This is a genomic window from Streptosporangium sp. NBC_01639 (genome assembly GCF_045209755.1).
In the GTDB taxonomy this organism is placed as follows: Bacteria; Actinomycetota; Actinomycetes; order Streptosporangiales; family Streptosporangiaceae; genus Streptosporangium.
Window position 1 is genome coordinate 3,985,013 of record NZ_CP109272.1, and the last position, 17,526, is coordinate 4,002,538.

Below are 17,526 nucleotides of genomic sequence, written 5' to 3' on the forward strand. Positions count from 1 at the left end.
GGGTCAGGCGGGCTCCTCGATCCGTTCCAGCCAGATCTCCCGCCAGAACGGGATGAACTCCCGGGGGCAGCTGACGGTGTACGCGCCCGCGCAGACGACGCCTTCCAGGACGATGCACGAGCTCTTCATCTGGAGCATCCGGCCGGTCTTCTCGTCGATGCACCGATCGACCCGGGAGAGCACCCGTGCCGTCTGCCCGCAGTAACGCGACATCTCCTCCTCGAACCCCATCCCGCGGTTGAGCAGGTCCTGGTTGAGGGTCTTGACGATCTCCTCCTTGGACTTGATCCGGACGAGCTCCCCCGGCCGGAGGTCCAGGGTGGCGCTCGGCGTCGCGCCGACGAGCCGGCCCTTGACGAACCCCCATCGCAGGCCTCCCCTGATCCGCAGCCGGCTTGGCAGCACGCGCCTGCTGCGGTCCTGGAAGCGGTTGAAGAGCCCGACGAGGAAGGCGCGGAGCATGAAGAACATGCCGGCGTTGCCGGTGCGCACGTCCATGACGTACTGCCTCATGTCCTTGAGCGGCAGGCAGGTGGGCGCGGCCCGCAGCAGCTCGGTGGCCTGGCAGGAGAAGCGCTCCTCGCCGTCCGGCCCGGGGTCCTTCCTGGCGGCGACCTCGACGATCGGCAGCAGGCGACGGCCCGCCGCCGGCCCGCCCGGACCGGCGGGCGCCCCGAGGCCCTGAGCCGCGCCGTTCACCGCGGGGGCCGGATCACCGGGGTCCACCCGCTTGAGCCACGCCTCTTTCCAATACATCAGGCAGGCCGTCTGGCAGCCGCCGTGCGCTTGACCGTCACAGCGCGCCCCGGTCAGGTGTACGGCGCGCTCCATCCGCCGCATGCCGGTGCGGCTGATCGTGTCGCAGAGTTTGTGCGCCACCTTGTGCACGGTGAGCCGCTGCCCGCAGTAGGCCAGCATCTCCGGCATGAAGGGCAGTTCCTCCAGCTCGCCCCGCTCGTCCAGAGTGGCCAGGATCTCGGCCTCGCTGAGCACCTCCACCGTCTCGCCGACCCGGAGGTTGAGCACCCCCGGATTCCCCGTGGTCTGGACCCGTGTCATCTTTTCTGCTGCTCCTTGACCAGTCCTGCACCACGCAGGGCTTGTGCCGCATCCGCCACGACGGCGAAGGGCAGGTCGGACCGTTCCGCGATGTCGAGCAGGCTGTTCTCCCCGTCGGAGAGGTTCAGCACCCACAACATCGCCATCTGCGCCTGCTTGGTGTCGCTGCGACCGCCCAGTGACCCGTACAGCCCCCGCCTGCCCAGTTGCGGCTCGCCGTACGGGCTGAGGTTGAGGTAGCGACGGTCGCGTTCCAGCACCCGGGTGATCTCCCAGCAGGTCTCCAGGGTGTCCGCCATCGCCTCGGGTGAGACGAAGTCCGGGTTGTCCGCCGAGGTGTGGTACTCCGGATAACCGGCGTACGGCGTGCGGGTCAAGGAGCCGACCGGCAGGTCGAACCCGGGTGAGCAGAACTGCCGTTCGTCGTAGCCGTACGGTGAGAAGTCCACGATCTCGTGGTCGCGTCCCGAGGTCCGCAGCACGTGCCGTACCGCCCGGTCGATCTCCGCGTCCCCGCGCCTGCTGCGCTTGTAGGTCAGCGCGCCGCTGTCTCCCGCGCAGGCCAGCACGAGCCCGTGCCTGACCCGGGCGGCACGTTCGCGGTTACCCGCCAGCCAGGTGATCGCGCCGATGGTGCCCGGCATGAACAGGAAGCGGTAGGTGTACCACGGGTCGGCCCCGGCCAGCCGCTGAGCGAGCCGGGTCGCCACGGCGATGCCCGCCAGATTGTCGTTGGCCAGCGAGGGGTGGCAGACGTGACAGGAGACGAGCACCTCGTCGGTGACCCGGCCCGGCACCACGTGCTCGCCGTAGGTCAGGTGCCCGTCGGCCAGGGTGGAGTCGATCCGGACCTCGTAGTCGCCGTCCGGGAGACCGGCCAGGGTGTTCTCCCGCAGGCAGAAACCCCAGGTCTCCGCGTAGTAGCTGGTCCGGTACGGGATCAGATCGGGCTGCTCGGGCAGCGTGTGCAGGTGGCGGCGGAGCTCCGTGAGGGGCATGGTGGCCGCCACCGGGACGCTGTAGCCGACCACGTGGAGGTTGGACTCGGCGAAGTCGACCACCCGGGCACCCGAGGGGTCCTTGATGTAGGCGTCGCGGATGTTCCACTCCTTGGGCACCGTCCAGTCGAGGACCTCGGTCCCCGTCGGCACCTCGCGGATCCGCAGCGGGACGGACTCTCCGACGATCTCCAGCGTGCGGCGCACCCCGTCGCCGGTGATGCTCCGGCAGAGCGGGTAGAGCCGCTCGACCAGGGCGTGCATCTCCCGCCCCACCGCGTCGGCCGCCGCCGGTCCGGCCGTCGTCGGCTCAGTCACCGGCGACCGTTCCGTGCGGTCGCAGCGCGTCGTCGACGGTGCCCTCGGCGCGCCGGGCCGACAGCCGGGCGAGACGGGTGAAGCGGTGCTGGAAGTCCCGCTCGGTCAGGCCGAACCGGCGGTACGCGTCGACCAGCTCGACCGCGCCGTCCTTGACCGTCCAGCGGGCCTCGTAGCCGGGGAGCGCGGCACGGATGCGGGAGAAGTCCACCCGGTAGGAGCGCGGGTCGGCGCCGGCCTCACCGGTGACCACCAGCGTGGACCCGGGAACCGCCTCGACCACCTCGGCGGCGATCTCCGCCACGGTCACGTTGTTCCGCTCGGTGCCCACGTTGAACGCCCTGGCGTGCACGGCGTCCCGGGGAGCGGCCAGGGCCAGGACGAAGGCGTCCGCGATGTCCTCGGCGTGCACCAGCGGCCGCCACGGGGTGCCGTCGGACAGCACGCGCACCTCACCGGAGAGCAGCGCGTGCCCGACGAGGTTGTTCAGCACGATGTCCGCACGCAGCCGCGGCGAGAACCCGAACGCGGTGGCGTTGCGCAGGAACACCGGAGTGAAGTCGTCGTCCGCCAGCTCGGCCAGATCGTCCTCCACCCGGACCTTGGACTCGGCGTAGGGGGTCACCGGGCGCAGCGGCGCGTCCTCGCCGACCAGGTCGCCACCGCCGGAGGCGCCGTAGACCGAGCAGGTGGAGGCGTACAGGAACCGGCGCACCCCCGCCTCGCGGGCCAGCCGGGCCAGCCGCACCGAGGCGTGGTGGTTGATGTCGTAGGTGAGCTGGGGCGTCAGCGAGCCGAGCGGATCGTTGGACAGCGCGGCGAGGTGCACCACGGCGTCCACCCCCGCCAGCTCACCGGCGGTGACGTCCCGCAGGTCGATCGCGTGACCGCGGGGATCGTCGGGCACGGGCCCCAGGACGCAGTCGGCGAACAGCCCGGAGTCCAGGCCGATCACCTCGTGGCCCGCCTCGGCGAGCGCCGGGGCCATCACACTTCCCAGGTAGCCCTGGTGCCCGGTCAGCAGCACGCGCATCCGGTTCATCCTCCAGCCAGATCGAGAGTCAACTTGTTGACGTGGAACGCCTCCGCGTAGCGCGCATGGCACTCGATTCCGCGGATGCGGGCCAGCCCGAGGAACGCCTCGCGGTCGTACCAGGGGCGGGCCCGCTGTGAGGGGTAGTGCCGTTGGAGCAGGGCCGCCTTCGCCTCGGCCACCTCGGGCGTGAGCGGCTGGTAGACCGACGGCCGCCCGAGGTCGCCGTCCCACTTGACGATCTCGTAGCCGAGCACCTGGTGGTCGCGGAAGGCCGTGGGCACCAGCCGCGCCAGCCCGCGGTGGTCCTGGTGGGCGTCCCCGGGGTGCGGCGCGAACAGCAGGTCCGGGTCGGTCCGCGCGCGCAGCTCCTCCACGGCGCCCTTCGCCTCGTCCCAGTGCGCCGGCAGCCGCCCGTCGGGCAGCTTCAGAACGGTGAGCCGCAGGTCGGCACCGGGGCAGAAGGCGGCCAGCGCCGCGTGCTCCTCGTCCTCCCGCTCGGTGCCGCCGCCGGAGAGCACGAGCGCGTCCACCTGTGTGCCGGGGCGGGCGGAGCAGACGGTCAGCAGGCTGCCGCCCGCGCCGATCGCCAGGTCGTCGCAGTGGGCGGCGAGCAGCGCGATCCGGCCGACCGCCGGTGCCCTGAATCCGATCATGCGGTCCGCACCGCCGGTTCCCGTTCCCAGAGGGCCCACGGCCGGTCGCCGCGCGAGTAGGCCTCGTCGAGGGCGACCCGCTCCTTGACCGTGTCGGTCGGCCGCCAGTAACCGCGGTGGGGGTAGGCCAGCATCCGGCCGCGCTTGGCGAGCTCGGCGCAGCCGTCCGCGACGAGGTCGCCACCCGGTGGGATGTGGTCGAAGACCTCCTGGCGGAGCACGAAGTAGCCGCCGTTGACCCAGAGCGGCATCTGGCTGACCGGCGTGATCCCGCCGACCATCCCGCCCTCGCCGAGCTCGACGCAATGGAAGGTGTCCGACGGCGGGACGACCATCATGGAGGCGCCCGCGCCGGACGCGGCGAACCGGTCGACGATCTCCGGCAGCGGTGCGTCGGTGAGCACGTCGGCGTAGTTGGCCAGGAACATCTCCTCGCCGTCGAGGTGGTCGCGGACCCGGCGCAGCCGTTCGCCGATCGGCGACTCGATACCGGTCTGCACGAAGGAGATCGACCACTCGGAGATGTCGGTCGACAGCAGCTCGACCTGGCCGCCGCGCAGCACGAAGTCGTTGGAGATGGTCTCCTGGTAGTTCAGGAAGAAGTCCTTGATGTGGTGCGCTCCATAACCGAGGCAGAGGATGAACTCCGTGTGCCCGAAGTGCGCGTAGTAGCGCATCACATGCCAGATGAGCGGCCGGGGGCCCACGAGCTGCATGGGCTTGGGCGCGTCGCCGGGGGTGCCGGTGCGCATCCGCGTTCCGTACCCGCCGCAGAAGAGGACGACCTTCATCGACTCACCTCCACGATCTCCAGGGTGGGGATGGGGAAGACCAGCCGGCCTCCCCAGGCGTGCACGAAGGACAGCTGTTCGGTGAGCTCCCGGCGGAGGTTCCACGGCAGGACCAGCACGTAGTCGGGCCGGTCCGCGGCGATCTGCTCCGGCGGCAGGATCGGGATCCGGGTGCCCGGGGTGAACCTGCCGTGCTTGTAGGGGTTGCGGTCGACCGTGTACCGGAGCAGGTCGGCGCGGATCCCGCAGTGGTTGAGCAGCGTGTTGCCCTTGCCGGGAGCGCCGTAGCCAACCACCGTCCTGCCCTGCTCGGCGGCCTCGACGAGGAACGCCAGCAGGTCCCGCCGGACCCGGGCCACCCGGGCGGCGAACTCGGTGTATCCGGACAGCTCGTGCAGTCCCGCCGCCTCCTCCGCGGCGAGCACCCGGCCCACCCGCTCGCCCGGCTCGCCGGCCGCCTCCTGCGGTCGCGCCCACAGGCGGATCGAGCCCCCATGGGTCGGCAGCAGCTCGACGTCCACGAGGGACAGCCCACCGGCGGCCAGGGCGCGCTGCGCGGAGGCGACCGTGTAGTACTGGAAGTGCTCGTGGTAGATCGTGTCGTACTGGTTGTGCTCCATCAGGGTCAGCAGGTGCTGGACCTCGATGGAGACCCAGCCGTCGTCGGCCACGAGCGCGCGCAGGCCCTTGGTGAACCCCACCACGTCGGGGATGTGGGCGTAGACGTTGTTGGCCACCACGAGGTCGGCGGGCCCGTGCTCCGCGCGCACCGTGGTGCCGACCTCGGGGCCGAGGAACGCCGTGACCGTCGGGACACCGCTGTCCCTGGCCGCCTGGCCGACGTTCTTCGACGGCTCGATGCCCAGGCACCGAATCCCCCGATCGACCACGTGCCGCAGCAGGTATCCGTCGTTGCTGGCCACCTCGACCACGAACGAGCCGTCGTCCAGCGCCAGCCGGTCGACCGCCTCCTTCACGAACTCCCGCGCGTGCTCCACCCACGAGGTCGAGTACGACGAGAAGTAGGCGTACTCGGTGAAGGTGTCCTCCGGCGTGATCAGCGGCGGGATCTGCGCCAGCCAGCAGCCGGTGCACACCCTCAGGTGCAGCGGGTAGGTGACCTCGGGCTCGTCGAGCTGCCCGACGGTGAGGAACCGCTCGCAGGGGGGTGTCGCTCCGAGGTCGACGACACTGGCAAGGCTCGTCGAACCGCACAGTCGGCAGGTTGTCATCAGTAAGCTCCCTCGCCGCGGAACGCGGCTCGACCGGTCTCTCTCAAGATCATTACACCGAGCGCGAACCCTAGGATTTCGCGCGTTCCTTCGGCCGTGTTACACGTGGCCGCTGTGGCATGCTTCGGCCCATGGAACCTCTCAGCATCGGCGGAGCCTGGTGCCACACTCCCCGCGTCCACCTCGACTCCCGCGGCGCGTTTTTGGAGAGCTACCGCTCCGCCGATCTGGAGGAGGCCGTCGGGCACCGGCTGGATCTCGCCCAGGTCAACTGCTCGGTCTCCGCCAGGGGTGTCCTGCGCGGCGTCCACTTCGCCGACGTGCCCCCCGGCCAGGCCAAGTACGTCACCTGCGTCTCCGGCGTCGTCCTCGACGTCGTCGTGGACATTCGCGTCGGCTCGCCCACCTTCGGCCGGTGGGACGCCGTACGCCTGGACGACGAGTCCCGGCGCGGCCTCTACATCGCCGAGGGGCTCGGCCACGCGTTCATGGCGCTCAGTGAGCAGGCCACGATCGTCTACCTGTGCTCGCAGCCCTACGCCCCCGGACGCGAGCACGGGATCCACCCCCTCGACCCGGCCGTCGGGATCGACTGGCCGGCCGGCCTGGAGCCGCTCCTGTCGGAGAAGGACGCCGCGGCCCCCACCCTCAAGGAGGCGTTGGACGCGGGGCTGCTGCCCGACCACCGCACGTGCGCGGCCCACTACGACGGCCTCACCGCGACCGGCCGGAGCTTCACCGCGCCTAGCCACTGACGAGCACATCGGACGCCCGCAACGCCTCTCGCCAGTCCCGCATCGGCGGCAGCCCCGCCCGGCCCCAGCGCTCGTGTCCGAGCACGCTGTAGGCCGGCCGCGGTGCGGGACGCGCGAACTCCTTGGTGGAGACGGGGGTGACCCTGCCGGGGTCCGCGCCGACCAGCTTGAAGATCTCCCGGGCGAAGCCGTACCAGCTCGTCTGGCCGGAGTTGGTGGCGTGGTAGATCCCCGGCGGCGGCTCGGTGCGCCCCAGTTCGACGATCCCGTCGGCCAGGTCGCCGGCCCAGGTGGGAGGGCCGATCTGATCGTCGACGACGTCCAGGACCGGTCTGCTCCGCTCGATGGCGGCCATCGTGCGGACGAAGTTCTTCCCGGTCGCGCCGTACAGCCACGCGGTCCGCACGACGTAGCCGGAATCGGGGAGCACCTCCAGCACGGCGTGCTCGCCGGCGAGCTTGGTACGCCCGTAGGCGTTGGCCGGACAGGTCGGCGCGTCCTCGGGATAGGGGTTCAGCGCGGTCCCGTCGAAGACGTAGTCCGTGGAGGGCTGGATCATCCGCGCGCCGATGCGCTCGCACGCCTCGGCCAGGGCCCGCACCCCGTGCCCGTTGACCGCGAGCGCCTCGGCCTCGCGGGTCTCGGCGTCGTCCACTCCCGTCCACGCCGCGCAGTTGACCACGATGTCCGGACGGCACGCCGACACCAGATGCCGGACCGCGGGCCCGTCACGGAGGTCGAGGTCGTCCCTGCTCAGTGCGAGCACGGGCTCACCCGCCGCTCTCAGCCGGCCGAGCAGCTCGGTCGCGAGCATGCCGGAGGCGCCGGTGACCAGCCACCGGCTCATGCGATCTCCCCGCCTCGCCGATCCGTGGCCGCCTTCCACCAGTCCGGGTTGTCGGCGTACCAGCGGACCGTGTCCGCCAGGCCCTGCTCGAACGGGACGGCTGGCCGGTAGCCGAGGGCCCGCAGCCGGGAGTCGTCCAGGGAGTAGCGGCGGTCGTGCCCCTTGCGGTCCTCGACATGGTCGACCATGTCCCAGCCGGCGCCGCAGGCCGCCAGCAGCCGGGTGGTGAGCTCGGTGTTGGTCAGCTCCGCCGTACCGGCGATGTGGTAGATCTCCCCGGGTTCACCCCGCTCGGCGACGAGCCGGATGCCGGCGCAGTGGTCGTCGACGTGGATCCAGTCCCGGATGTTGCCGCCGTCGCCGTAGAGCGGGACCCTGCGTCCCTGGAGGAGATTGGTGACGAAGAACGGGATCACCTTCTCCGGATACTGGCGGGGCCCGTAGTTGTTGCCGCAGCGGGTGATGGAGACCGGCAGGCCGTGGGTGACCGCGTAGGCCAGGGCGATCATGTCGCCGCCCGCCTTGGCCGCGGAGTACGGCGAGCGCGGCCGTACCGGCGCGTCCTCCTTCCAGGAGCCGACGTCGATCGACCCGTAGACCTCGTCGGTGGACACCTGCACCACCTTCGGGGTCCCCGCGTCGAGGCACGCCTGCATCAGGGTCTGCGTGCCGAGCACGTTGGTCCGGACGAACTCCCCGGCGCCGTCGATGGAGCGATCCACGTGGGACTCGGCCGCGAAGTTGACGACGAGGTCGTGGCCCGGCACCAGATCGGCCAGCAGCCCCGCGTCGCATATGTCGCCGTGCACGAAGTCGTGGGCGGTGCCCTCCAGGTTCGCCGGGTTGCCGGCGTAGGTGAGTCTGTCGAGCACGGTCACAGCGACGTCGTCCGCGCCGAGCATGCGGACGTAGTGGGAGCCGATGAATCCGGCCCCCCCGATGACCAGGATCTTCATGAACTTATCTGGACCTTGCTGTGATCGCCCAGCACGAGGCGGTGGGCTCGGGGGGTGGTGGGGGCGGGGGTGACCTCGACGTCGTGGCCGATGAGCGAGGCCTCGATCCGGGACACCCCGGAGATCGAGGCCCGGGGCAGCACGATCGAGTATTCGATCTCGCTGGAGCTGATCACGCAGTCGGCCGCGATGGAGGTGAAGGGGCCGAGGTAGCTGTCCAGGACCCGGGCCCCGGCACCGATGATCACCGGGCCGACGATGCGGGAGCGCTCGACCACCGCGCCCGGCTCGACGACCACCCGGCCGATCAGCTCGCTGGCACCGTCCACCCGGCCGCCGACCCGGCCGTCCAGGGACTCCAGCACCAGCCGGTTGACCTCGAGCATGTCGGTGACGTTCCCGGTGTCCTTCCAGTAACCGGATACCACGGTGGACTCGACCCCGTGCCCTTCCTGGATCAGCCACTGGATCGCGTCGGTGATCTCCAGCTCGCCCCGCCACGACGGCTTGAGCTCGGCCACCGCCTCGTGGATGGCGGAGGTGAACAGGTAGACCCCGACAAGCGCGAGATCGCTCTTGGGCCGGGCGGGTTTCTCCTCCAGGCCGACCACGCGTCCTGCGGCGTCGAGCTCGGCGACGCCGAACTGCCGGGGATCGCCGACCTGGGTGAGCATGATCTGGGCGGACGGCCGCTCCCGGACGAACCGGTCGACGATGTCGCGGATGCCGCCGACGATGAAATTGTCACCGAGGTACATGACGAAGTCGTCGTCGCCGAGGTAGTCGCGGGCGATCAGTACCGCGTGGGCGAGCCCGAGCGGAGCGTGCTGACGGAGATAGGTGACCTGCAGGCCGAACGAGGAACCGTCGCCGACCGCGGCCTCGATCTCGGCCTGCGTGTCGCCCACCACGATCCCGATCTCCCGGATCCCGGCGGCCGCGATGGCCTCGAGCCCGTAGAAGAGCACGGGCTTGTTGGCCACCGGGACGAGCTGCTTCGCGGAGGTGTGGGTGATCGGCCGGAGCCGGGTGCCCGATCCCCCCGCGAGCACGAGTGCTTTCACGGTCAGTAAGCCCCTTCTCCGCCGGTGACGGCGCTCCAGGTTTTCCAGAGGATCTGCAGGTCCAGGAAGAGCGACCAGTTCTCGACGTAACGCAGGTCGAGGCGGACCGACTCCTCCCAGGTCAGATCGGAGCGGCCGCTCACCTGCCAGAGACCGGTCATGCCGGGTCTGACGACCAGGCGGCGGCGCACGTCCTCGCCGTACTGCTTGACCTCTTCGGGCAGCGGTGGCCGCGGCCCGACGAGTGACATCTCTCCGTGAAACACGTTGAGCAGCTGCGGCAGCTCGTCGAGGGAGTAACGGCGCAGGAAGGCGCCCACGCGGGTGATCCTTGGATCGTTCCTCATCTTGAAGAGGACACCGTCGAACTCGTTGAGCCGCTGAAGGTCGATCTTGAGCCGCTCCGCGTCGTCGACCATGGTGCGGAACTTCACGACCTTGAACTCCCGCCCGCCTTTGCCCACTCTGACCTGCCGGAACAGTGCCGGTCCCGGACTGGTCAGGCGGATCAGCACGGTGATGACCAGCATGGGCACCGCCAGCGCCAGCAGGGCCAGCCCCGCGCCGACCCTGTCGAACAGGCTCTTGGCGAGGTGCTTGGCCCCGTCGAACTCGGGATGCTCGACGTGCAGCAGCGGCATTCCGGCCACCGGCCGGATGCTGATGCGCGGACCCGCCACGTCCATGAGCGCGGGTGCGACGAACAGGTCGGTACGGGCGTCCTCCAGTCCCCAGGCGATCCGGCGCAGCGCGGCGCCGTCCAGCTCGGGGCAGGCCAGGATGGCGACGGTGTCGGCGTTGACCTCGGTCACCACGTCGGCGACGTCGGCGAAGCCGCCGAGCACCGGCACTCCGTCGACGTCGAGGATCTCCGGTCCGGCCGGCAGGCAGGCGGCGACCACCGTCATGCCGTGGTGCGGCTGCCGCCGGAGCTGCATCACCAGGTCCAGCACCGACTCCCGGTGCCCGACGGCGACCACCTGGCGCATGTACTCACCGGAGGACCGGCGCCGGTGCAGCCGCTTGCGCATCCGGTATCGGAAGACGACGGTGAGCATGAGAGCCAATGGGAACATCGCCATGACAAAACTGCGGGCAATAGTGGTCTGCGTGGCATAAGCCCCGATCGCCACGGCGGCCGTCAGGCCGACCCCTCCGTCGAAAACCGCCCGGAACTCTTCCGTCCCCTCTCCGTGGGCGCGTTTACGATAAGCGCCCCCCACCGCCAGCGAGAACGGCCACGCCAAGGCGAGACCGAGCCCCAGCAACGCCTCCGTTCCCGGAATGTAGGCACCGAACCAGAGCCGGACTCCCAGGACCGACTCACAGGCGATCACCGCACACGCGAGGTCTCCTGCCAGCAGGATCCGTGCATAGGAACGTGTCCAGATGCTCGGAGCGGTGCGTACCGAACCGTTGTTGAGGAGCGCGATAGCGGGCCCCTCTGTCCCCACCCTCATACCACCCCACCCAAGACGCCCCAGCGCTAACAGGTAATGGGACGCTCAACGCGTTTCAATGGTTGACAGCTTTCGCTAATGCATCAGGAGCGTGGATACCCATGAAAATCCTAGTGATCAAGATTGGGGAGGGGAATAGCGGCTTACTGGCCACTACTGGCCTAAGTGGGGTAGACGCACCATCTTGACGGAACGATCCAAACATGTAGGTTTGGTCGCCCGCATTAGGCGGATATGGGGGGATTAGTCGTATTCAAAATCCGGCGGCATGGGGGGCGGCTCAGGGCTACGCCAGACGACGACGTAATCGTCGCGGGCGGCGTCCACAGCCTCACCGAGTCTGTCGACGTCGAAATCCGGAAGGTAACGGAGGCGGGCGAGGAAGGCGGTGTCCGTGGCCGACTCAGGCACCACGCACCCCTGACCTTCACGATCGAGAAGTATGTACAAAATGTCCGAGTCCGGATCGCCCCCTACGCGCACCTCGACGACGTCCTCCCACGCGAGGGCGTCAACGCTGCCGTCCGCGTAGTGGCGGGCCACGCCCTCTTCGGTGACGTACACGTAGGAGTCCGGCACTGAATTGCCGTGCATGGCCGCGATTGTGACCACTCCAGGGCCTCGGGTGCAAGAGAAGAGCGCAAGTCCGGCGCCCGAGATGGCCGGGACCGGCGGAGCCCGTACGGCCCGCAGGGACCGTCAGTCCGCGCCCCAGCCGTGGTCCAGATGGGTGGCGACGGCCTGCCTCGCGGCCTCTACCGGCCCCCGGCCGATCGCGTCGAGCAGGTCCCGGTGCTCGGCGACCAGCAGGTCCCTGTCGGTGTAGACGGTCCGCAGCCGCACCAGACCAAGGCGGGTCTCGGCGGCCAGCGTGGCGTAGAGCCGCTCCAGACGGGGGCTGCCGACCGCGACGATCAGCGCCTGGTGCAGTGCCATGTGCTCGGCGACCGCGTCGGACCAGGGGGCGTCGGCGGACAGCGCCGCCATCCGTGCCAGCGCCCCGTCGGCCTCCTCGATCCGCCGCCCGGCGAGGGTGGTGGCCATCAGGTCCTCCAGCGGGCGCCGCACGAACATGAGATCGTCCAGATCGGCCGGGGTCACCTCGGCCACCTGGGCGCTGCGGTGCCGTTCCCGCCGGAGCAGGCCCTCGTTCACCAGGACGGCCAGCGCCTCCCGCACGGTCGGCCGGGCCACGCCGTACTGGGCGGAGAGCTCCTGTTCCGGCAGCGGGGTGCCCGGGGCCATCTCGCCGGACAGCACCCGGCGGCGCAGGGCGTCGGCGAGGGCGTTGACGGCGGAGAGAGTGCGGAGCGGAGTGGTCACGCCGACGACTCTATTGCCGGAGCTCCGGACCGGCGGCCCCGGCGGCGTTCGGGGAGGGCCACCACGGCCAGGCTCGCGCCCAGCAGCACCAGTCCCGCGACCGAGGTGGGCGTGAGCCGCTCGCCGAGCACCACGACACCGAGCAGGGCGGCCACCGCCGGCTCGGCCAAAGCGAGGGTGGCGGCGGTCGCGACGGGAGTGGTGCGCAGGCCCCTGCCGTACAGGATGTAGGCCAGGGCGGTGGTGGCGCAGCCGAGGTAGAGGGCGGTGAGCAGACCCCGCGGATCGGCGAGCCAGGCGGTGCCCGTCCACAGCAGGACGGGGAGCATGACGATCCCGGCCCCGCCGAACATCGCGCCCATCACCGCGTCGGAGGGGGCGCCCGCGCCGATCATCCGGGCCGCTGTCACCGCGTAGAACGCGTAGAGCAGGCCGCCGAGCAGCGCGAGCAGGATCCCGTCCAGCCGCGCCTCGCCTCCCCCGCCGATCAGCGCGGCGCAGCCCGTGATCGCCACCGCGGTCGCCCCGGCCCAGCGCCGGGTGGGTGGCACCCGGTCGAACAGCCAGGACAGCAGGCCGGTGAAGACGGGACCGCTGCCGATGGCGACCACGGTGCCGATGGCCACACCGGTCCGGTCGACCGAAGCGAAGAAGCAGAGCTGGTAGGCGGCCACGGCCACCGCAGCCGGCAGGAGCAGACCCTTGCGCGGCAGGGCCCTGATGGCCGGCCCGGTGGCGACCGCGAGCACCAGGCCACCGATCACCAGGCGGGCGGCGGCCAGGGAGACGGGATCGACACCGGCGACGAGCAGTCCGGCGGTGCCGGCGGTACCCCAGAGCACGGCGGCGGCGACGACGGCGAGTTTCACCGTTCGATTGTCTGACAACCAGACAATATAGTCAAACGCTCATACGGGTTCCCGCTGCGATGACCTCCCGCCCGTCCTCCTCGTGAGTGACCGGACCGTCGCCACGCAGTGCACGCAGAAGGCTCCTTCCCGGCCCTGGGCGCAGGTGCAACGCCAGTGCATGACACCGTCGACGGCGCGGAGTTCCACGTGCGCGGCGCCGTCGTCCACCTCCGCCATGACCAACGACGGACTGAACCTGACCAGTTGCACGGCACCCGACCGTTCCAGTTCGTCGCCGCGGATCACCGTCGCCCGCGCCGCACGGTCCATCTCCGGGCCGACCAGTTCCGCGATCGTCGCCATGGGCGCCCTTCCCTCCCGCGTGGGTTGCCCCGCAGGGAAGACGTGCCCGGAGAGACGACGGCCTGCAGTTACCTGAAGGCCATAAATCGTTTCTTGATATGAATCGCTCGCATCTCTGGTCGCGGATGTCCTAGGTTGCTAGGGTTTCGCCACTGTTAGCGCACATATCCGTAGTGCGAGGTACGATGGCCGGCCGCAGACATGCGATCAGGGTAAAAATATTCACCCTCCTATTGGTACCTATTGTCTCCCTTGTGGCAATTTGGGCATTTGCGGCATCCCTTACCTTTCAGAGTGGCAGGGACCTGCTCCGGGCCCGTGACGGTTACGAGCACGGCATCGTTCCCATCCGCGCGCTGACCACCGCGCTCCAGCACGAGCGGCTGCTGTCCCTGCCCGTCCTGGGTAATCCCGCAGCCTCGCGCGCCGAACTCGCCGATCAGCGGATCCGGACGAACACCGCGCGAGCGGAGCTGGAACGGACGGCTCCTCTGTTCCAGGGCGACACGACCCCGGCCTTGTGGAACAACCTGCTCCAGCTGATGAACGCCATGGACCGGCTGACCGAGGTGCGGAACGGGGTGGACGCCCGCACCGCCGGCCAGACACGGACCCTCGACGAGTACGCCTCGATGATCGAGTCGGCCTTCAGGGTCTACGACAAGATTCCCACGTATTCGGACGGCGAGCAGAACGACCAGACCCGCGCCGTCGTCATGGTGGGACGGAGCAGGGAGATGCTCAGCCAGCAGGCCGCGCTGATCGCCGGCGCCGTGTCCGAAGGCAGCATGAGCATCGAGGAACGTACCAGGTTCGGCGAGCTCGTCACCGGCCGCAGGCTGCTGTACTCCATGGGGTTCAACCTGTTCAACGAGGAGTTCCAGGGGCTCTACCGGAACCTGCGGGGCTCCGCCGCGTACGCCTCGTTCGAGCGGATCGAGGACGGCGTCGCCACCGCGGGCAGACCGGATCCCTCCTGGGCGACGGTCGCGGCGAAGCTCTCCGACACCTTCGACAAGCTCGGCGGAGAGGTCAGCGAGGGCATCACCGAACGGTCCGAGACGCTCGCCACCGGCATCCTGGTCCGGATCGGCGTCGCCGGCGGGCTCGGTCTGCTCGCGGTCGCGGCGTCCATATTCATCTCGGTACGCTTCGGCCGCCGGATGAGCTCCGAACTCGTCGGCCTGGAGCAGGTCGCCCTTCACCTGGCGAACGACCGGCTGCCGGACGTCGTCGAGCGGCTCCACCGGGGCGAGGACGTCTGCACCGAGGTCGAGCAACGGAACTACGGCACCACCACCGAGATCGTGAACGTCGGCAGGGCGTTCACCACCGTCCAGCGGACCGCCGTCGAGGCCGCCGCAGGGCAGGCCCAGATGCGCAGGAGCGTCAACAAGGTCTTCGTGAACCTGGCCAGGCGCAGCCAGTCGCTCCTGCACCGGCAGCTCACCATGCTGGAGGCGATGGAGCAGCGGGCCGGCGACCCGGAGACCCTCGACGGCCTGTTCGACCTGGACCACCTGACCACCCGCATGCGCCGCCACTCCGAGGGCCTGATCATCCTGTCCGGAGCGGTCCCCGGACGGGGCTGGCGGACACCCGTCACGATCTACGACGTGGTCCGCGGCGCCGTCGAGGAGATCGAGAACTACCGGCGCGTGGCGGTGCACGTGGCGCCGGGCCCCTGCCTGACCGGTACGGTCGTGACCGACGTCATCCACCTCGTGGCCGAGCTGGTGGAGAACGCCACCATGTTCTCGCCCCCGCACACGACGGTGAGCGTCCGCGGTGAGATGGTGGCCAGGGGCTACGCCATCGAGGTCGAGGACCGCGGGCTCGGCATCACCACGGCCGAGATGGCCCGGCTCAACGAGCGGCTGGCCGGCCCTCCCGAGTTCGACCTGGCCGGCAGCGACCGGCTCGGACTGTTCGTCGTGACGCAGCTCGCCGCCCGGCACGGCATCTGCGTGTCGCTGCGCCCGTCCCCCTTCGGCGGCACCACGGCGATCGTCCTCCTGCCGGGCGAGCTGGTGGTCGAGGCACCGGACCCGCAGGTCACCTACTCGGCCGAGGTCGAGTGGATCGCCACCGGCAGCGGGCTTCCCAAGCGGGTACGGCAGGCCGTGCCCGAACGGCGGGTCGTGCCGTCGGAGGCGCCGCAGCCGGTTCCGGGCAGCGTGATGACGTCGTTCCGCGACGGATGGCGCCGTGCGGAGCAGGAAGGCGGGACCTGATGACCGAACGCTGGCTCGATCAGGACGCCGGCCCCATCGTCCGCCCCTACACGCTCACCGGCGGCCGGACCCGGACCGCGGGGGCTCCGTTCGACCTGATCGCCCTCGTGGGCGCGGTCAGGGCCCCACTCCATGACCTGCCACCCGAGCACGTACTGATCATGAACGCCTGTCGCATGCCGGTCTCGGTCGCCGAACTGGCGTCGGAGACCGGGATGCCGATCGGGGTGCTCCGGGTGCTCCTCGACGACCTGCGGGCGTCCGGCATGATCACCGTGCGGATCCCCGCCACCACCGTCGCCCTCCCCCGCGAGAGCGTGCTCCGCGACGTGCTCGCGGGGCTCAGAGCGCTCTGACCCGCCCTCCGCGATCCGCCCGGCAGGTCAGTCGGTGGCCAGTCGGGCGTGCCGTTCCACGTCGTATCGCACGCCGTCGTAGCTGAGCTTGGCCCGCTCGATCCCCTCGGTCAGGAACCCGGCTCTGGTCGCCACCGCGCAGGAGGCCGGATTGTTCAGTCGGTGTCCCAGTTCGAGACGGAACAACCCTCGCTCCCGGAACGCCCAGCCGGCCAGCCGCCGTACCGCGGCCACCGCCACCCCGCGGCCTCTGGCGTGCGGTGACGTCCAGTAGGACACCCAGCCGATGGCGTGCGCGTCGATGTTGCTCACCGCGACGTTCCCCACCACCCGGCCGTCCACCACCACGGCGAAGGCCTGGGCGTCCTCCCGGAACCCCCACACCCCCATCCACTCCAGCGCCGCCTCCCGCGTGTCGATCCGCCGCGCCGCCTGCTGTGCCATGTCCGGGGAGCTGAACGCGTCGAGCAGGACCGGCGCGTCATCGGGCCGCCAGCCCCGGAGTTCCACCTCGATCATGTCGTGCAGGGTAGTGCGCCGGTACGGGACGCGGGAAGGGCGTCTCCCCCGCCGGAGGCGGCATCGCCCCACCGCAGAAATTGTGAGAGCGCTCCCACTATGGGCATGGGGAACGGACCGTACGGCCGCGCCGCCGGGCAGCCGTCACCCCCGGCGGGTTCCGCACCGGAGAATCATCCTCATCCGATCGAAAGTCCCAGATAGATCTATGGATAGCTGGGCACTCAGCACTCTATGAGTGACGATTCGCGAAGCCACGACTTCCACGAGACCGACTTCGGAGACGGACCTCTGCGCAGGCCCCGGACGATGGGCGAGATCGCGGTGAACCTGGCGGTCAGTGAGGCACTCGCCAATCACGGCCACCACGCGCTGGTCAACGCGCACGAGGGTGCGGCCGACAACCATGAGCGGATGGCCGACGCGGGGGTGGGCGACGTCGACGAGCACCTCGATCTGGCGCGCTGGCATCGCTGGTGCGCGATCGTGGAGAATCAGCTCGCCGAAGAGGCGGACCAGCGGACTCCGGCCAGGCGGAGTACGAATCCCTGAGCGGTGCCCGCCGGCGGGGCGGTTCCGGGCCCGGCCCACCCTCCCCCGCCCGCGGTATCCCGTCAGGTCGAGCGTCGCCGGGTCGGCCCAGGCGATGGTGCCGTCTCCGGGACCGCTCCGGGCCTTCGACACGCAGACCAGACCCGCGACCGCCCGCCG

At 70.2% G+C, this 17,526-nt stretch carries 19 protein-coding genes; 4 read left to right on the forward strand and 15 right to left on the reverse strand.

Translation table 11 applies throughout. From position 1 onward, the window contains the following. Window positions 1-3 precede the first annotated feature (3 nt). The 6 genes from OHA77_RS17980 to OHA77_RS18005 are packed head-to-tail and all read right to left on the reverse strand — an operon-like array spanning window position 4 to window position 6,087. Window positions 4-1,059 carry a hypothetical protein gene (locus tag OHA77_RS17980; protein WP_406319180.1) on the reverse strand — a complete coding sequence of 352 codons (1,056 nt, stop codon included), beginning with the start codon at window positions 1,057-1,059 and terminating at the stop codon, window positions 4-6. Continuing rightward, window positions 1,056-2,375 carry a DUF4910 domain-containing protein gene (locus OHA77_RS17985; protein WP_406319181.1) on the reverse strand — a complete coding sequence of 440 codons (1,320 nt, stop codon included), beginning with the start codon at window positions 2,373-2,375 and terminating at the stop codon, window positions 1,056-1,058. Before OHA77_RS17985 ends, OHA77_RS17980 begins: the two co-directional genes overlap by 4 nt. Continuing rightward, a complete protein-coding gene (locus OHA77_RS17990) occupies window positions 2,368-3,408 on the reverse strand; it encodes an SDR family oxidoreductase (protein WP_326819517.1) in 1,041 nt (346 codons plus the stop codon). Before OHA77_RS17990 ends, OHA77_RS17985 begins: the two co-directional genes overlap by 8 nt. Window positions 3,409-3,413: 5 nt before the next feature. Beyond that, the gene (locus tag OHA77_RS17995; protein WP_406319182.1) at window positions 3,414-4,064 is read right to left on the reverse strand and encodes a PIG-L deacetylase family protein; all 651 of its coding nucleotides are present in this window, start codon (window positions 4,062-4,064) and stop codon (window positions 3,414-3,416) included. Beyond that, window positions 4,061-4,855, reverse strand: a complete 795-nt coding sequence (locus tag OHA77_RS18000) for a sugar phosphate nucleotidyltransferase (protein ID WP_326819515.1) — start codon at window positions 4,853-4,855, stop codon at window positions 4,061-4,063. Before OHA77_RS18000 ends, OHA77_RS17995 begins: the two co-directional genes overlap by 4 nt. Then, window positions 4,852-6,087, reverse strand: coding sequence for a class I SAM-dependent methyltransferase (locus tag OHA77_RS18005; RefSeq protein ID WP_406319184.1), 1,236 nt, complete (start codon window positions 6,085-6,087; stop codon window positions 4,852-4,854). The genes OHA77_RS18000 and OHA77_RS18005 overlap by 4 nt, the downstream gene beginning before the upstream one ends. A 131-nt stretch (window positions 6,088-6,218) precedes the next feature. Between OHA77_RS18005 and rfbC the strand changes: the two genes are divergently transcribed. Next, a complete protein-coding gene (gene rfbC / locus OHA77_RS18010; RefSeq protein WP_406319186.1) occupies window positions 6,219-6,842 on the forward strand; it encodes a dTDP-4-dehydrorhamnose 3,5-epimerase in 624 nt (207 codons plus the stop codon). Here rfbC and rfbD read toward each other — a convergent pair. The 8 genes from rfbD to OHA77_RS18050 all read right to left on the reverse strand — a co-directional run bounded on the left by rfbD (window position 6,832) and on the right by OHA77_RS18050 (window position 13,706). Further along, a complete protein-coding gene (gene rfbD / locus OHA77_RS18015) occupies window positions 6,832-7,689 on the reverse strand; it encodes a dTDP-4-dehydrorhamnose reductase (RefSeq protein WP_406319187.1) in 858 nt (285 codons plus the stop codon). The genes rfbC and rfbD overlap by 11 nt on opposite strands. Then, a complete protein-coding gene (gene rfbB, locus OHA77_RS18020; RefSeq protein ID WP_326819511.1) occupies window positions 7,686-8,645 on the reverse strand; it encodes a dTDP-glucose 4,6-dehydratase in 960 nt (319 codons plus the stop codon). The genes rfbD and rfbB overlap by 4 nt, the downstream gene beginning before the upstream one ends. Next, window positions 8,642-9,709 (reverse strand): glucose-1-phosphate thymidylyltransferase, encoded by a 1,068-nt coding sequence (locus OHA77_RS18025; RefSeq protein WP_406319188.1) that lies wholly within the window; start codon window positions 9,707-9,709, stop codon window positions 8,642-8,644. The genes rfbB and OHA77_RS18025 overlap by 4 nt, the downstream gene beginning before the upstream one ends. Window positions 9,710-9,711: 2 nt before the next feature. Further along, window positions 9,712-11,169 (reverse strand): sugar transferase, encoded by a 1,458-nt coding sequence (locus OHA77_RS18030; protein ID WP_406319190.1) that lies wholly within the window; start codon window positions 11,167-11,169, stop codon window positions 9,712-9,714. Between the two features lie 243 nt (window positions 11,170-11,412). Next, window positions 11,413-11,763, reverse strand: coding sequence for a hypothetical protein (locus tag OHA77_RS18035; protein ID WP_326819508.1), 351 nt, complete (start codon window positions 11,761-11,763; stop codon window positions 11,413-11,415). A 105-nt stretch (window positions 11,764-11,868) separates the two neighbouring features. Further along, window positions 11,869-12,492 (reverse strand): GntR family transcriptional regulator, encoded by a 624-nt coding sequence (locus OHA77_RS18040; RefSeq protein WP_406319191.1) that lies wholly within the window; start codon window positions 12,490-12,492, stop codon window positions 11,869-11,871. Then, window positions 12,489-13,379 (reverse strand): DMT family transporter, encoded by an 891-nt coding sequence (locus tag OHA77_RS18045; RefSeq protein WP_406319192.1) that lies wholly within the window; start codon window positions 13,377-13,379, stop codon window positions 12,489-12,491. Before OHA77_RS18045 ends, OHA77_RS18040 begins: the two co-directional genes overlap by 4 nt. Before the next feature lie 21 nt (window positions 13,380-13,400). Then, window positions 13,401-13,706: a hypothetical protein gene (locus tag OHA77_RS18050; protein ID WP_406319193.1), complete on the reverse strand. Its 306-nt coding sequence runs from the start codon at window positions 13,704-13,706 to the stop codon at window positions 13,401-13,403. 254 nt (window positions 13,707-13,960) lie between these two features. Between OHA77_RS18050 and OHA77_RS18055 the strand changes: the two genes are divergently transcribed. Continuing rightward, the gene (locus tag OHA77_RS18055; protein WP_406319194.1) at window positions 13,961-15,940 is read left to right on the forward strand and encodes a nitrate- and nitrite sensing domain-containing protein; all 1,980 of its coding nucleotides are present in this window, start codon (window positions 13,961-13,963) and stop codon (window positions 15,938-15,940) included. Then, complete coding sequence (locus tag OHA77_RS18060) at window positions 15,940-16,296, forward strand: DUF742 domain-containing protein (protein WP_326819503.1); 357 nt, start codon at window positions 15,940-15,942, stop codon at window positions 16,294-16,296. Before OHA77_RS18055 ends, OHA77_RS18060 begins: the two co-directional genes overlap by 1 nt. 27 nt (window positions 16,297-16,323) lie before the next feature. Here OHA77_RS18060 and OHA77_RS18065 read toward each other — a convergent pair whose 3' ends face one another. Continuing rightward, window positions 16,324-16,815, reverse strand: coding sequence for a GNAT family N-acetyltransferase (locus OHA77_RS18065; RefSeq protein WP_406319195.1), 492 nt, complete (start codon window positions 16,813-16,815; stop codon window positions 16,324-16,326). Window positions 16,816-17,049: 234 nt separating this feature from the next. On the opposite strand from OHA77_RS18065, the gene OHA77_RS18070 reads away from it, so the two are divergent. Further along, window positions 17,050-17,367: a hypothetical protein gene (locus OHA77_RS18070; RefSeq protein ID WP_406319196.1), complete on the forward strand. Its 318-nt coding sequence runs from the start codon at window positions 17,050-17,052 to the stop codon at window positions 17,365-17,367. The last annotated feature ends 159 nt before the right edge of the window (window positions 17,368-17,526 follow it).